Annotated in this window: 16 protein-coding genes and 3 tRNA genes; 12 read left to right on the plus strand and 7 right to left on the minus strand. The window is 71.6% G+C overall.

Features of this window, described 5'->3' with window-relative positions; all coding sequences use genetic code 11:
* Nucleotides 1–5: 5 nt before the first annotated feature.
* From idi to ACZ31C_RS03305, 6 genes are all read left to right on the plus strand, one after another.
* Nucleotides 6–584 (plus strand): isopentenyl-diphosphate Delta-isomerase, encoded by a 579-nt coding sequence (idi, locus tag ACZ31C_RS03280; RefSeq protein WP_350697562.1) that lies wholly within the window; start codon nt 6–8, stop codon nt 582–584.
* Nucleotides 574–1,509, plus strand: coding sequence for a MerR family transcriptional regulator (locus ACZ31C_RS03285; protein ID WP_465793984.1), 936 nt, complete (start codon nt 574–576; stop codon nt 1,507–1,509). Before idi ends, ACZ31C_RS03285 begins: the two co-directional genes overlap by 11 nt.
* Before the next feature lie 156 nt (nt 1,510–1,665).
* Nucleotides 1,666–2,445, plus strand: a complete 780-nt coding sequence (locus ACZ31C_RS03290; RefSeq protein ID WP_465793985.1) for a polysaccharide deacetylase family protein — start codon at nt 1,666–1,668, stop codon at nt 2,443–2,445.
* 154 nt (nt 2,446–2,599) lie between these two features.
* Nucleotides 2,600–2,672, plus strand: a tRNA-Glu gene (locus ACZ31C_RS03295).
* Nucleotides 2,673–2,705: 33 nt separating this feature from the next.
* Nucleotides 2,706–2,779: transfer RNA gene (locus ACZ31C_RS03300), tRNA-Asp, on the plus strand.
* 102 nt (nt 2,780–2,881) lie between these two features.
* Nucleotides 2,882–2,955 (plus strand) — tRNA-Phe (locus ACZ31C_RS03305).
* A 78-nt stretch (nt 2,956–3,033) separates the two neighbouring features.
* Here ACZ31C_RS03305 and ACZ31C_RS03310 read toward each other — a convergent pair.
* Nucleotides 3,034–4,041: a hypothetical protein gene (locus ACZ31C_RS03310; protein WP_465793986.1), complete on the minus strand. Its 1,008-nt coding sequence runs from the start codon at nt 4,039–4,041 to the stop codon at nt 3,034–3,036.
* A gap of 185 nt (nt 4,042–4,226) precedes the next feature.
* Between ACZ31C_RS03310 and ACZ31C_RS03315 the strand changes: the two genes are divergently transcribed.
* On the plus strand, nt 4,227–4,742 hold the full coding sequence (locus tag ACZ31C_RS03315) for an SRPBCC family protein (protein ID WP_465793987.1): 516 nt from the start codon (nt 4,227–4,229) through the stop codon (nt 4,740–4,742).
* 60 nt (nt 4,743–4,802) lie between these two features.
* On the opposite strand, the gene ACZ31C_RS03320 is transcribed toward ACZ31C_RS03315, so the two are convergent.
* Complete coding sequence (locus tag ACZ31C_RS03320) at nt 4,803–5,192, minus strand: hypothetical protein (RefSeq protein WP_465793988.1); 390 nt, start codon at nt 5,190–5,192, stop codon at nt 4,803–4,805.
* Nucleotides 5,193–5,346: 154 nt separating this feature from the next.
* Here ACZ31C_RS03320 and ACZ31C_RS03325 point away from each other — a divergent pair, with 154 nt between their 5' ends.
* Nucleotides 5,347–6,684, plus strand: a complete 1,338-nt coding sequence (locus ACZ31C_RS03325) for an ABC transporter substrate-binding protein (protein WP_465793989.1) — start codon at nt 5,347–5,349, stop codon at nt 6,682–6,684.
* Between the two features lie 65 nt (nt 6,685–6,749).
* Here ACZ31C_RS03325 and ACZ31C_RS03330 read toward each other — a convergent pair whose 3' ends face one another.
* Together ACZ31C_RS03330 and ACZ31C_RS03335 are read right to left on the minus strand one after the other, a co-directional pair.
* The gene (locus ACZ31C_RS03330) at nt 6,750–7,496 is read right to left on the minus strand and encodes an enoyl-CoA hydratase/isomerase family protein (RefSeq protein ID WP_350697569.1); all 747 of its coding nucleotides are present in this window, start codon (nt 7,494–7,496) and stop codon (nt 6,750–6,752) included.
* Nucleotides 7,493–8,410 (minus strand): 3-hydroxyacyl-CoA dehydrogenase family protein, encoded by a 918-nt coding sequence (locus ACZ31C_RS03335; RefSeq protein WP_465793990.1) that lies wholly within the window; start codon nt 8,408–8,410, stop codon nt 7,493–7,495. The genes ACZ31C_RS03330 and ACZ31C_RS03335 overlap by 4 nt, the downstream gene beginning before the upstream one ends.
* A 192-nt stretch (nt 8,411–8,602) precedes the next feature.
* On the opposite strand from ACZ31C_RS03335, the gene ACZ31C_RS03340 reads away from it, so the two are divergent.
* Nucleotides 8,603–8,899 (plus strand): hypothetical protein, encoded by a 297-nt coding sequence (locus ACZ31C_RS03340; RefSeq protein ID WP_350697571.1) that lies wholly within the window; start codon nt 8,603–8,605, stop codon nt 8,897–8,899.
* A 77-nt stretch (nt 8,900–8,976) separates the two neighbouring features.
* Here ACZ31C_RS03340 and ACZ31C_RS03345 read toward each other — a convergent pair whose 3' ends face one another.
* Nucleotides 8,977–9,756: a class I SAM-dependent methyltransferase gene (locus ACZ31C_RS03345; protein ID WP_465793991.1), complete on the minus strand. Its 780-nt coding sequence runs from the start codon at nt 9,754–9,756 to the stop codon at nt 8,977–8,979.
* 55 nt (nt 9,757–9,811) lie between these two features.
* Between ACZ31C_RS03345 and ACZ31C_RS03350 the strand changes: the two genes are divergently transcribed.
* Nucleotides 9,812–10,192 (plus strand): PPOX class F420-dependent oxidoreductase, encoded by a 381-nt coding sequence (locus tag ACZ31C_RS03350; protein ID WP_117229983.1) that lies wholly within the window; start codon nt 9,812–9,814, stop codon nt 10,190–10,192.
* Between the two features lie 101 nt (nt 10,193–10,293).
* Here the strand turns inward: ACZ31C_RS03350 and ACZ31C_RS03355 are convergent, their stop codons facing one another.
* Nucleotides 10,294–10,503, minus strand: coding sequence for a BldC family transcriptional regulator (locus ACZ31C_RS03355; protein WP_007073996.1), 210 nt, complete (start codon nt 10,501–10,503; stop codon nt 10,294–10,296).
* Nucleotides 10,504–10,755: 252 nt separating this feature from the next.
* Nucleotides 10,756–11,595, minus strand: coding sequence for a DUF8083 family protein (locus ACZ31C_RS03360; RefSeq protein ID WP_465793992.1), 840 nt, complete (start codon nt 11,593–11,595; stop codon nt 10,756–10,758).
* A gap of 273 nt (nt 11,596–11,868) precedes the next feature.
* Here ACZ31C_RS03360 and ACZ31C_RS03365 point away from each other — a divergent pair, with 273 nt between their 5' ends.
* Together ACZ31C_RS03365 and ACZ31C_RS03370 are read left to right on the plus strand one after the other, a co-directional pair.
* On the plus strand, nt 11,869–12,951 hold the full coding sequence (locus ACZ31C_RS03365) for a Glu/Leu/Phe/Val family dehydrogenase (protein WP_465793993.1): 1,083 nt from the start codon (nt 11,869–11,871) through the stop codon (nt 12,949–12,951).
* Nucleotides 12,952–13,248: 297 nt separating this feature from the next.
* Nucleotides 13,249–13,458, plus strand: coding sequence for a DUF3073 domain-containing protein (locus ACZ31C_RS03370; RefSeq protein ID WP_131051420.1), 210 nt, complete (start codon nt 13,249–13,251; stop codon nt 13,456–13,458).
* The last annotated feature ends 98 nt before the right edge of the window (nt 13,459–13,556 follow it).

The following is a 13,556-nucleotide window of genomic DNA, read 5'->3' on the forward strand; positions in this document are numbered from 1 at the left end:
CTCTGATGTCACTGTCGCGGGAAGCTCACCTGGTCGAGCTGGTCGACGACGCGGGCCGACGGATCGGGTCGGCCACCGTGGCCGCCGCCCACCAGACTCCCGGTCAACTGCACCGCGCCTTCTCGGTGCTGCTCGTCTCGCCGGACGGCCGGATCCTGCTCCAGCGCCGGGCCGCGGCTAAGACACGGTTCCCGCTGCGCTGGGCCAACACGTGCTGCGGCCACCCGCAGCCCGGCGAGGACGTCGCCGAGTCCGCCAACCGCCGGTTGCACGAGGAACTCGGCGTCGGTCCGGTGGCGTTGACCGAGGTCGGGGTGCACGTGTACCGCGCCGAGGATCCGTCCACCGGTCGGGTCGAGGTCGAGTACGACCACGTCCTGCGCGGCGAGTTCTCGCCGGACACACCACTGACACCCGAGCCCGCCGAGGTCGCCGAGCTGCGCTGGGTCGACCCTGCGGCGCTGACCACCGAGCTCGACCGCGACCCCGACGCGTACGCGCCGTGGCTGGCCGGGGTGGTGGACCGCCTGCTGCACCCTTCGGCCTCGGCCGGCGACGGGTCGGAGCGGTCGGGTGGCCGATGAGGCTCTGAGCGCGGGGGCGGTCGCCCGGCGACTCGGCGTCGCGGTGACCACGCTGCGCACCTGGCACCAACGCTACGGCCTCGGGCCCAGCGAGCACGTACCCGGGCACCACCGCCGCTACACGGCAGCTGACCTGGCCCGGCTGGAGGTCATGCGACGGCTCACCGGTGAGGGGGTCAGTCCGGCCGAGGCGGCACGATGGGCCCGACAGACCCCGGCCACGGCGGCGCACGACGTCACCCGGTCGAGGACCGCACGGGACGGCGGCGGCAACACCATCCCGGTGGGCCGTGCCGGTCCGGCGGCGCGCGGTCTGGCCCGCGCCGCGATGCGGCTGGACTCGGTCGCGATCAGCGAGGCGATCTCCCGCAGCCTGGCCACCGAGGGTGTGATCGGCACCTGGGACAGACTGCTGCGCCCGGTGCTCGCCGGGATCGGGCAGCGGCACGCCGCGACCGCCGCGCTGATCGAGGTGGAGCATCTGGTGTCGCGTTGCGTGTCGGCGGCGTTCGCCGCGGCGACGGCCACCCGTCCCGCTCTCGGGCCGCCACGCATCCTGCTCTCCTGCGCCGACGAGGAGCAGCACAGCCTGCCCCTGGAGGCGCTGGCCGCCGCGCTGACCGAGGCCGGTGTCGGGCACCGGATGCTCGGTGCCCGGGTCCCGGTTGCGGCCCTGCTGGACGCGATCGACCGGACCGGACCGGCCGCCGTGGTGGTCTGGTCGCACACCCGGGCCACGGCCGATCCCGCACAGCTCAGCGCCCTGCTCACCGTTCCCCGCCGGCCCCTGCTGGTGCTCGCGGCGGGGCCGGGTTGGCGGGCCGAGACCCTGCCGGCGGGGGTGATCCGCCCGATCGATCTGACCGAGGCGGTCTCGCTCGTCGTCGCCGTACGCGATTCGCTCGACCGTCCGGCCGCGTCCTGATCGAAATTTTCAGGGTCTTTGCAGCTCTCTGTACGTGTTCAGGGCTTTCGGCCAGCACGGAAAGCGGCGACGTCCTGACCCGGCGTTTGTCCACTCAAATCGGGTGAACTAGCGTCGGGCAGTCCGTCGAACCCGAACCCCTCTCGGGAGCGAACGATGCGTACCCGTGTTCTGCTCGCGTGTGTCACGAGCCTGGTCCTGCTGGCCACCGGCTGCGGCAGCGGCGGCGACTCGCCCCAGGCGTCCCCGTCCAGCCCTCCTCCGTCGGCCGCCCTGCCACCGGAGCCGACGCCGTCGCCGTCGCTGGCCCCGACCAAGCCCCCGCTACGGGCGCTGCCGGCCAAGCTGCCGGCCGGGCTGGTCCGCACCACCGGAGCCGAGGGGGTGGCTCTCACCTTCGACGACGGGCCCGATCCGACCTGGACGCCCAAGGTGCTGGACCGCCTCAAGAAGGCCGGCGTCACCGCCACCTTCTGTGTGGTCGGCAAGCAGGTCCGCAAGCACCCCGACCTGCTCCGGCGGATCGTCCGGGAAGGGCACCAGCTCTGCAACCACAGCTGGAATCACGATCTCGACCTCGCCCGGCGTCCGGTCGCCGAGATCCGCGCCGACCTGGTGCGGACGAACAAGGAGATCCGGCGGGCGGTACCCGACGCGGAGATCCCGTTCTACCGCCAGCCCGGCGGCCGGTGGACCGCCGAGGTGGTCCGGGTTGCCAAGAAGCTGGACATGCGGTCGCTGCACTGGACGGTGGACCCGCAGGACTGGGCCAGGCCGACCGCCGCCACGATCGAGAAGCGAGTGAAGCGCACCGCCAAGCCCGGAGCGGTGGTGCTGCTGCACGACGGCGGCGGCAATCGGGCCGCCACGCTCGCCGCCTGCACCAAGGTGATCGCCGCACTGAAGCGCGACCTCGGCATCACCAAGCTCGATTAGACACCGCTCTGAGCTGCGATTTTGCGAGACTTTGTGGCTGTAGCCATACCGGTTTGGTCGACCGGTGAGACATCACGTATGCTTTCCAAGCCTCCGGCGGGGCCGGATGGGAGCAAGTCCGCTCACGTTGCGAATGTGCAATGATAGCGGGGCCGCCCTCATCGTCTAGCGGCCCAGGACGCCGCCCTTTCAAGGCGGTAGCACGGGTTCGAATCCCGTTGGGGGCACGGTCCGACTTCGGTCGGATGCAACACCAGCTAGGTCCTGTGGAGCAGTTGGAGTGCTCGCCGCCCTGTCAAGGCGGAGGTCGCGGGTTCAAGTCCCGTCAGGACCGCAAGCGCTGACGCCGCGCACCTCGCGCGGCGTTCTGCGTATCGGGGCATGTGACCCTCCCGACGGGGACCCGGTGGGACGGGTAGCATGAGCCGAGCACCACGGCCAGGTAGCTCAGTTGGTACGAGCGTCCGACTGAAAATCGGAAGGTCGGCGGTTCGACCCCGCCCCTGGCCACATAGCCTTTCGCCGGGCTACAGCAACGCCGACCAGCGGATCCGCAGGTCGGCGTCTTGCTTTCCCCGGGTATGCGGGTCAGTCGTCCTGACGGCGTTGCGCCAATCCGTTCTGGATCGCGTCCCACACGCTGCGACCCGCGTGCAGGATGCTCTCCCCGGTCTGCTCGGCCAACTGGCGGGCCGTCGACGTCTCCGGTCCGGACGGTGTCGCGCGGCCCGCCTCCGGCTCCTTCTCGGCCCTGTCCCGCTGCCCGTTCTGCGGCCTGCCCCGATCCGGCCCGCCTCGATCCCGGCCGGCACCACCCGGTGCGCTGTCGGCCACCGCCCCGATCGCCCCCACCTGTTGCCCGAGGTCGTCAGTGGCCCCACCCGACGGCCCGATCCCGGGATCCGGCGCGCCAACGAGCCCGTCGGCGGTCTGACCGACCGCCTGCCCCTCCGGCCCTGCGCCCCGGCCGACCGGCGATCCACCCACCCGGTCCGTGGCCTGCCCGACCGCCGGGCCGACCGCCGGGCCGCCCACCGGGCCGCCCACCGGGCCGCCAGCGGACCCGATCGGAGCGCCGCCCAGGCGACCCGAAGATTCGCCCCCCGAATCTCCCGCCCGCCGACCGGGGCGCCCGGTCGGCGGGCCGCTCACCGGGGCGGCGGGACGGTCGGGTGGCTCGGGCCACTGTTCCGCGCCACCCGTCCGACGGGGCGCGTCGATCACCTGCGGATTGTGGTCGATCGTGGTGAGGGCGCGGTCGAGAATCGTGACCAGCTTCTCCAGGCGTACCTTGAGCAGGGCCTGGGCCTGTACTCCGGTGACGTCCAGATCCACACCCTCCAGGTGGACGCGGGCACCGGCGTCGATCTCCAGCAGGCCGGCCACCCGGGCCCGCAGGGAGAGGTCGGCGTCCAGCCCGTCGACGGAGAGCCGGATCGAGTCGACCGACACCCTCGGCACGTCCAGCAGGACGTCCGGCTCCGCACCCGCCGGCTCGTCGCCGCCCCCGCCGGGACGGTCCCGGTGCACCGTTCCGAGGCGCGGCTCGTGCGGGTGTCCGGCACCGGGTACCCACTCCTGTGGCTGTTCGCCCATGGTCTCCGCTCCGCCCCACCGCCTGGACCACCCCGGGCGGCATCGCGCGGCGGATACCCGCTCCGGGGGCCGCCATCCGCCGATGTCCGCCGCGCACCGGAATCAGCCCGTAAACGGATCTTCCGGCAGGTCTCGGCCTTGCCGGAAGCTGCGCACGCGGGCATCAGCCGGTATGGTCCGGGCCTATGGGACAGGGGATTACCGATCCGGTCGACATCCAGCAGGATCACGAACGGTTCACGATCCACAGCACCCTGGTCGTCCCGACCACCCCCGAGCAGGCCTACGCGGTCTTCACCAGCAGGCTCGCCGACTGGTGGGTGATGGAGTACACCTGGTCCGGCCCCGAGGCCCTGGCCGAGTTGGGCATGGAGCAACAGGCCGGCGGCATGCTCTACGAGATCGGTCCCTACGGCTTCCGCAACGACTGGGGCCGGGTGCTGACCTGGGATCCGCCCCGACGGCTGGTGTTCACCTGGCAGATCGGTGCGGACCGCGCGCCGGTGCCCGATCCGGCGCAGGCCAGCGAGGTCGAGGTGCTGTTCACGCCGGAAGGCGCCGACACCACCCTGGTCGAGGTCGCGCACCGGCACTTCGACCGGCACGGCCAAGCCGCCGAAGGCTACCGGCAGGCGCTGACCGCCGGCTGGCACGAGCTGCTGTCCCGGTACGCCACCACGGTGGTCCAGTCCGGCACCTGAGCACGTCGCCTCCACCGGACTCTCCGGCGCACGTGACCCGGCACCGTCGGGCCTCGCGGCTCAGACGGCCCGGTGCCGCAGGGTGGCCACCGTCGAGCCGGCGAGGGTCAGCAGGCACTCCGGCAGCAGCCCGTCGGCCACCGCCGCACCGAACAGGGCGCGGGCCGTGTCCAGGTCCGAGTTGGCGTACGCGCTGACGAAGCGGGCCACCCAGCGGGCGTCGTACTCGGCCTGGTCGATGTCGGGGAAGTCGAGCGCACAGGCACCGGGCGGCACCGGATCACCGACCATCGTCGCGGCCAGACACCACGCCACGTCGTACGCCCCGACGAGACCGGACCGGTCCACCACCGCGTCGAATGTCCCGACCACACCGTCGGAGTCGCCGTCGAGCGCCGAACTGAGGATGGCGGTGGCGTCGTCGTACGTCTGCTGTGGCGAGTCGGTCACCCACCGCACGGTAGGGGGCACGGTCAAGCAACCGTCGAAGGTCACTCTCCGTAATTAGTGAGGGCGACCTGCGGATAGACAGGCCTCCACGGTCCCACCGAACGTCACGGCACGTTAGTCTGCGCAGCGGACCTTCGCCGTAGGAAGGACGACGATGCACATGTCACGCGGCTCGCGGGCGGCAATCCTGGCCACCTGCGCCACCCTCCTGCTCGCCACCAGCGCATGCGGGAACGACCAAGCCGAAGAGGCGAGCGCCGACCAGGTGCGCCTCTACGGTACGGACGGCAACATGCTCAACTCGTATCCGGAAGAGTTGCAGGATCGCGCCAACCTGGTCGACGGCATGAAGGGCACCACCCCCCTGACTCCGCTGCCGGAGGACTTCAAGAACCGGCTACGGTCCATCGACTCGGGGCTGACCGACTTTCTTTACGCCGCCGAGGCGTACGACGCGGTGGTGATCAGCGCCCTCGCGACGGAACTCGCCGGCAGCACCAACCCGGCGGCCATCGCCCGGCAGATCGTCGGCGTCACCAACGAGGGCACCCGCTGCGAGACCCCCGCCCGGTGCCTGCGCCTGGCCAGCGACGGCGACGACATCGAGTACCGCAGTGTCTCGATCACCCGCGCCGGGTTCACCGACGCCGGTGAGCCCGCCACCGCCAGCTACGCCACCCTGCACTTCGACAACCAGCAGCTCAACGACGCCAAGACGGAGTTCGTCGGCGCCGGGGACGAGTCGGCCGCGAGCACGAAGGCACCGCCGCGCGGCAACCGGCAGACCAGCACCGCGCCGCTCGTCCTCGGCGGTCTGCTGCCCAAGACCGGCGACCTGGCCCTGGCGTACCCGCCGATCGCAGCCGGTGTGGCGCTGGCGATCAAGGAGATCAACGCGGCCGGCGGTGTGCTCGGCGAGGACGTGGTCTGGATCGACGGCGACGACGGCACCGACCCGACGGTCGCCAAGCGGACGATCGCCAGCCACGTCGACGCCGGGGTGCACGTGATCATCGGCGCCGGTGCTTCCGGGATCTCGGCTGCCGTCCTGCCCGACGTGGTGAGGGCCGGACTCATCCTGTTCTCCCCGTCGAACACCGCCGCGTCGCTGACCGACGCGGACGACAACGGTCTCTACTTCCGCACCGCGCCGCCGGACAGCCTGCAGGGTCGGGCGTTGGCCGACGTGGTCCTCCGCGACGGGCCGCAGAAGATCGCCATCGTGGCCCGCAAGGACGCCTACGGCGAGGGCCTCCAGGAGGCTGTCCGGACCGAGCTGGAGCGGGCCGGTTTCGGCGGCGACAAGGTGAAGCTGCTCGGCTACGAGCCGGGCGAGGGCGCCGACGCCGCCCCGATCAACTTCAACGACGGCGCCAAGCAGATCAAGGACTTCGGTGCCGACGCCGTACTCATCATCGGCTTCAGTGAGTCGGCCGCGGTGATCCGGGCCCTGGCGGACGCCGACGTGCCGCTGGCCGCGATGGGCCGCTGACCGATCCGACAGCGACGGCCGCACCGGAGGGTTCCGGTGCGGCCGTCGTGGTCTCGCGGTCGGTCTCAGCGTCCGCGACGCCGGTCCAGGAACTCCGTCATCCGGCGGTGCTTCTCGTCGTCCTCGAAGAGCACCGCCTGGCTGACCAGATCCAGGTGCGGATGGGCGGCTGGCGGTGCGTCGACGGCGAGCTTGGTCAGCCGCAGCGCCAGCGCCGAGCCCTTCGCCATCTCGTCGATCAGCTCGTGTGCGGCCGGCAACAACTCCTCCGGACCCGACACCACCCGGTTGACCAGACCGATCCGGGACGCCTCCGCGGCGTCCACCCGGCGACCGGTGAACAACAACTCCTTGGCCCGGGCCTCGCCGACCAGCGCCGGTAGCCGGTGCGTCGCGCCGGCACCGGCCAGGATGCCGAGCCGCACCTCCGGCTGGCCGAAGACCGCCCGCTCGGTGCACACCCGGAGATCGCAGGCGTACGCCAGTTCGGCGCCGCCGCCGAGCGCGGGACCGTCGACGGCCGCCACGGTCGGCATCGGCAGCGACCGGATCCGCGCAAACGCGGCCGAGTTGATCGCGGCCAGCGCGTCCAGACGGCCCCGCTCGCGCAGTTGGCCGATGTCGGCCCCACCGGCGAAGATCCCGTCGGTGCCGCCGGTCAGCAGCAGCATCCGGGGACGGGCCTCCAGGTCGGCGCAGACCTCGTGCAGCGCGGCGATCAGGTCGGCGTCGATGGCGTTGCGCTTCTCCGGCCGGTCCAGCGTGACCACCAACCGGTCCGGGCGTTCCTCGACCCGCAGCCCGCCGCTCATCGGGTCGTCCCCGCCGAGTCGGCGGAGGCGCCGCCCGCCTCGGTCCGCGCCGTGCCGTCCACACGCACGCCGTCGACCCAGTGGTAGAAACCCTGCCCGGACTTTTTACCCAGCCGGCCGGCCGCCACCATCTCCGCCAACAGCGGCGGTGGCGCGAACCGGTCCCCGTACGCGGCCTGGAGGGTGCGGGCGATGTCGAGGCGTACGTCCAGACCCACCAGGTCGGTCAGCTCCAGTGGCCCGACCGGGTGCCGGTAGCCGAGCACCATCGCCTTGTCGATGTCGGCCGGGTCGGCCACCCCGTCGGCGACCATCCGGATCGCCTCCAGACCGAGGGCCACCCCGAGCCGGGAGGTGGCGAAACCCGGCATGTCGCGTACCACCACGGGGTCCTTGCCCAGCCGGGTGGCGAGCGTGACGGCGGCGGCGGTGGTCTCCGGCGCGGTGGCCGCGCCGACCACGATCTCCAGCAGCGCCATCGCCCAGACCGGGTTGAAGAAGTGCAGCCCGCAGAAGCGCTCGGGCCGACGCAGTCCCTGGGCCAGCTCGGCGATCGGGATGCTGGAGGTGTTACTGCCGAGCAGGGCCGGGTGCAGCGCCTCCGCCTCGGCCAGCACGGCCCGCTTCAGGTCGAGCCGTTCCGGCACCGCCTCCACGATCACCTGTGGTTCCGCAGCCACCTCGGCGAGGCCCGCCCGCAGGGTGACGCGTTCCTGGTTCGCGGCGGCCTGCGCCACGGTCAGCTTGGCGCGCCGGACGCCCCGGTCCCACAGCTCGGCGAGCCGGGTCATGGCCTCCGCACCGCGTTCCCGGTCCACCTCGACCAGTTCCACCGCGTGGCCGGCGCCGGCCGCCACGTACGCGATGCCGAGGCCCATGGTGCCGGCACCCACCACCACGAATCGTTCAGTCACGATGCCACCACCGCAGGGTGACGACGACACGCTCTCCGACGCCGTCGACGCGCGGGATCGCCGCCACGCCGCAACCGGCCCGTACGCTCCGCTCAGTCATGCTGCGACCCTATGCAGCACCGACCGGGCCCGATGCGTGGGGGCGGACGGGATCGGGTACAGACCGCCGACAGCCAAGGGAAGGACGAACAGATGAGCCAGGCACCGGAGACCACGGGCGACGCGGGCACCCAGGAGACCGTCGAGACGCGCGGCGACGAGCGCATCGAGTTGCTGCGCGCCGACACCAACAACGACGGCCGCACCGACGTCTGGGTGGTCGACACCGACGGTGACGGCAAGGCCGACCTGTTCCAGTTCGACACCGACGGCGACGGCAAGGTGGACGTCACGATGGTCGACATCGACGAGGACGGTCAGCCGGACGAGGTCGTCGACGGCGACGGCGGTCTGCCGCCCGAGCAGCTCCCGCCGACCGTCCAGGTCTGACGCTTTGGGGTAAGGAAGGGTCCCCTGCTAACGCCTACGGCATAGCAGGGGACCCTTCCTAACATCCAGAGAACGCGTCAGGCGGCCAGGCGCAGGGTGGCGAGGTAGTACGGGGCGTCCCGGTCGTCCACGTCGGTCAGTCGCCAGGCGGTGCCCCGGACCAGCTCGGCGAGTTCGTCCGGCGAGCAGACCAGGTAGTCGAACCAGGGCGTGCCCAGTTCGCGGTAGCGCAGCCGCAGCCGGAGCTGCCCGCCGAGACGGCCCCGTCGACGGTTGCGCTCGTGGTAGCCGCTGTGCACCGGATCGGTGGTGCCGTACGGGTCGGTGCCGTGCGCGATCACCTGCGCCCCGGGGTTGGCCATCGCGGCCAGGGCCGCCAGGAAGGCGGGTGCGCGCTCCCGGCCCTCGAACAGGCCCAGGTTGTTGCCGAGCAACAGGAACGTGTCGTAACGCCGTCCGTCGGCGCAGTGCTCGTCGACCGTGCCGTGCACCAGGTCGCGTACGCCCCGACGTCGGCACACCGCGAGCGCGCCGGGCGAGACGTCCAGCCCGGTCACGGGTACGCCGCGCTCCTGCAACAGCAGCGCGATCCGACCGGCGCCGACGCCGACGTCCAGGGTCGCGCCCCGGACCCGGTCCACGGCCCGGTGGTCGTGTGGTTGCCACTCCTGCGGCCCGGCCAGGTAGTGGGCGGCAGGCGCGCCGTTGATCAGCCCGTCGTCCCGTTCGATGATCTCGATGACCGGTCGGGGCAGTCGCCCGCCGGCCAGCGGCCGGGGACCGACCCCGGTCGCCACCGCCAGCGCGTCGCGCAGCAGTTCTCCGAAGACGTCACCGATCCGTGGTTCCCCCGTCACGTCCGTAACGCTAACGGGCTGCTCAGTCAGGCGCGACGCCCGTATCCTGGGCGACGTGACCACGTTGGACCGCCTCTCGGCGGAGAAGTACATACTCCTCACGACCTTCCGCAAGGACGGCCGCGCGGTGCCGACCCCGGTGTGGGCGGTACGCGACGGCGACGCCCTGGCGGTGTGGTCTGCGGCGGACGCCGGCAAGGTGAAGCGGATCCGGCGCAGTGGGGATGTCACGGTGGCGCCGTGCGACGTGCGCGGTCGGCCCCATGGCGAGGCGGTGCCCGCCCGGGCGAGCCTCTACGACCCCGGAGCGACCGATCGCATCCGGGGGCTGATCAAGCAGAAGTACCGAGTGATCGGGCGGCTGACGCTGCTCGGCAGCCGACTGCGCCGGGGCACCGGCGGCACGGTGGGGATCCGGGTCGAGCTGACCGGCTGAGCCGGTGCGCGAGCGGGCCGCACCGGGTGGCGGACATGACGAAGGGCGACGGATTCGGGAGAATCCGTCGCCCTTCGTGTGTCCAGCTATCTACCGGCCAGTCAGTCCCCCTGGCGCTGCTGCGGGATCTGCCCCTGCAACAGCGCCCTGACCTCGGACTCGCGATACCGGCGGTGGCCGCCCAGGGTCCGGATGGCGCTCAGCTTGCCGGCCTTCGCCCAGCGGGTCACCGTCTTCGGGTCGACACGGAACATCGACGCCACCTCGGCCGGTGTGAGTAGCGGCTCTGGTTCGTGCGTTCGCGATGCCATCGGTCACTCCTCCACATGTAGAGACATCGGCCGGGGTCCCGCCGGCCGACGCGTCTCCCATGGTCCGGCTAGTCCCCGATGTCCGACATGGGCCGAACGGCCGAACGTCCCTAGACGGACGGATGAACCATGCCCGATTTATACGACTTTTACACGCCAGAAAGTACCTTATTCGGACTCATAGTCACGGTTCGTGACGCAACAACTACGAGAGCACCTCATGTTACAGCCCGAAATTTGGGCAAAAGCGGACTAGTTGCAGCGCTCCAGAAGTTGCACGGCCCGCCAGCGCGCGACGAGCTTGTCGTACGCCGCAGACGCCTCTTCCGCCTCGCCTCGCGACAGTCCGGCGAGTCCGGCGGCGACCAGTTCCGCCGAGTCGTCCTCCACGAGCGTCTCGTCGGAGAGCAACTCGACCAGACCCCCGTAGTCCAACTCCACCACCGAGCGGGGATGGAACTCCTCCAGCCAGCGGGCGGCCTCCTCGACCGCCTCGGTGATGGGCGCGTCCCCCACCGACTTGCGCAGCACCGACAACGCGCGCGACGACCGGCGGCGCGCCTTGGAGATCTCGGTCCGGAAGCGCAGCGAGCGGCGCTCCGGCGCGGTCACGTGGTGGCGCTCCTGCGCCTCGAACAGCACGAACCACCGCAGCGGCACGCCCCAGGTGGCGATCTGCTCGTGCACCCGGGGTACGCCGTGCTCCAGCACCCGGGCCCCGCTGCGCCAGTCCTCCACCACGGCCTTGGCCTGCCCGGCCAGCACCGGCGGCACGAACGCGTCGGCCAGCACCGCCGGCACCCCGTCCCGGGCGCTCAGCGCGGCCTCGGCCACCCGGATGCGCAGGTTCCACGGGCACACCAGCAGCGTCTCGTCCGTCTCCAGCACGTACGCCTCGTCGGGCAGGTCGGGCAGCCGGGTCCAGCCGGCGCCGAGCGCCGCGATCACCGAGGTCCGCTGCCGGCCCGGACCCTCCACCGGCGCCACCGCCCGCCCCTGCTCGACGTAGCGCCGCCAGTACGCCTGACGATCGCGATCGAAGGCGGTCAGCGGCTCGTACACGCGCAGGTATGAGGCGAAGAGCGACGGCACGGCGCGATCCTCCCACGAACGGCAAGCCGAGCGTTGCTCGGCGTCACCCGGGTGGTGCCGCGTGGCGAGCCGAAACGAGCCTTCGGCGCCCTCGACGCGCCCCGCGCAGGGGGCGGAGGACGCCCGGTGCGTACGCCCGCTGGGCGGGATGCGGACGCCCGGAAGAGGCCGTGGAACGCCCGCCGATACTAGGCTCGCACCACCGGCAGCATCCCCGCCGGCTCAACCGAGGTCCGCGTCCCACAAGGGCGCCCGCCGACACAGGAGCCAGTCATGGGCGTATTCGCCACTTCCGACGACCCGGAATCCACGGGCCATGAGCAGGTCGTGTTCTGCCAGGACAAGCAGACCGGCCTGAAGGCGATCATCGGGATCTACTCCACCGCACTCGGCCCGGCGCTGGGTGGCACCCGCTTCTACCCGTACGCGAGCGAGGAGGCCGCCCTCGCCGACGTGCTCGACCTGTCCCGCGGCATGGCGTACAAGAACGCTCTCGCCGGGCTGGACCTGGGCGGCGGCAAGGCGGTCATCTGGGGTGACCCCGAGCAGATCAAGAGCGAGTCGCTGCTGCGCGCGTACGGCCGCTTCGTGGAGTCGCTGGGCGGGCGCTACTACACCGCCTGCGACGTGGGCACGTACGTGCCGGACATGGACGTGATCGCCCGCGAGACGCGCTACGTCACCGGCCGCAGCGTCGAGCACGGCGGAGCCGGCGACTCCTCGATCCTCACCGCCTGGGGTGTCTTCCAGGGCATGCGGGCGGCGGCCGAGCACGTCTGGGGAGTCCCCACGCTGCACGGTAGGCGCGTCGGTGTGGCCGGCCTGGGCAAGGTCGGCAAGTATCTGGTCAGCCACCTGCTGGAGGACGGCGCCGAGGTGGTGGCCACCGACGTGAGCCCCCGCGCGCTGGACTGGGCACGGACCACCCACCCCGAGGTGACACTGGTCGAGGACGCGTCCGCGCTGGCCGCCGCCGACATCGACGTGTACGCGCCCTGCGCGCTGGGCGGTGCCCTGGACGACGACACGGTGGGGGCGCTGCGGGCCAAGGTGGTCGCCGGGGCAGCCAACAACCAGCTCGCCCACTCCGGGGTGGAGAAGCTGCTCGCCGACCGGGGCATCCTCTACGCCCCGGACTACGTGGTGAACGCCGGTGGTGTGATCCAGGTCGCGGACGAGATCGAGGGCTTCGACTTCGACCGCGCCAAGCTGCGGGCGACCCGCATCTTCGACACCACGCGGGAGATCCTCCGGCTCGCCGACACCGACGGCGTACCGCCCGCCGTGGCGGCCGACCGGCTGGCGGAGCGGCGGATGGCCGACATCGGCCGGCTGCGCGCGATTCACCTGCGGTGACCTCGCCGTACGTTGAGGGTGGGCCGCATTGCTTCCGCCCTCAACGTACGTATCCGGCTAAACTGAAGATACGACGCGTTCATGGAGATTTACCCCGTGTCAGGACCGTTCCCGGCATCGCTCCTTACCGGGTACAGTGGGTGACGACCGGTTGACCGCCACGCGCGGCGGCGGTCAGCGGTAACCCGAGGTGCCGAACGGTGGCATCCCCATGTACCGTAAGAGCCACGAGAGATGCCTGACGTCATCGGGGCCCGCCTTCGGGCTGCCCCGCATTCTGTGCGAGGGGGTCGAGCCATGGGGCGCGGCCGTGCTAAGGCCAAGCAGACAAAGGTGGCCCGGGAGCTGAAGTATCACTCCCCGAACACCGACCTCGCCGCCTTGCAGCGAGAACTCGGCGGCAGCGGCAAGTCGGACCACCATTTCGACGACGACAAAGAGTACGTCGACGATGATGAGGACCACGCCGAGGACGACCCGGACACCTGGGTCCGTCCCACCCGCTGACCCCCGGTCACATCCGAGCACGCGGTAACTCCCCGCGTGCTCACGTATGTGCCCGGCACGCGGCGGCGTACCACCCGACGCTCAAGGGCCTGCCACGC

The sequence above is a fragment of the Micromonospora sp. NPDC023869 genome (assembly GCF_055559695.1).

Excerpts from the sequence above, each read along its gene's own strand:
- ACZ31C_RS03370 (WP_131051420.1), top strand. The coding sequence starts at position 13,249 with ATGGGGCGCGGCCGTGCTAAGGCCAAGCAGACAAAGGTGGCCCGGGAG.
- ACZ31C_RS03315 (WP_465793987.1), top strand. The coding sequence starts at position 4,227 with ATGGGACAGGGGATTACCGATCCGGTCGACATCCAGCAGGATCACGAA.
- ACZ31C_RS03355 (WP_007073996.1), bottom strand. The coding sequence starts at position 10,503 with ATGGCATCGCGAACGCACGAACCAGAGCCGCTACTCACACCGGCCGAG.
- ACZ31C_RS03290 (WP_465793985.1), top strand. The coding sequence starts at position 1,666 with ATGCGTACCCGTGTTCTGCTCGCGTGTGTCACGAGCCTGGTCCTGCTG.
- idi (WP_350697562.1), top strand. The coding sequence starts at position 6 with ATGTCACTGTCGCGGGAAGCTCACCTGGTCGAGCTGGTCGACGACGCG.
- ACZ31C_RS03365 (WP_465793993.1), top strand. The coding sequence starts at position 11,869 with ATGGGCGTATTCGCCACTTCCGACGACCCGGAATCCACGGGCCATGAG.
- ACZ31C_RS03325 (WP_465793989.1), top strand. The coding sequence starts at position 5,347 with ATGCACATGTCACGCGGCTCGCGGGCGGCAATCCTGGCCACCTGCGCC.
- ACZ31C_RS03330 (WP_350697569.1), bottom strand. The coding sequence starts at position 7,496 with ATGAGCGGCGGGCTGCGGGTCGAGGAACGCCCGGACCGGTTGGTGGTC.
- ACZ31C_RS03310 (WP_465793986.1), bottom strand. The coding sequence starts at position 4,041 with ATGGGCGAACAGCCACAGGAGTGGGTACCCGGTGCCGGACACCCGCAC.
- ACZ31C_RS03340 (WP_350697571.1), top strand. The coding sequence starts at position 8,603 with ATGAGCCAGGCACCGGAGACCACGGGCGACGCGGGCACCCAGGAGACC.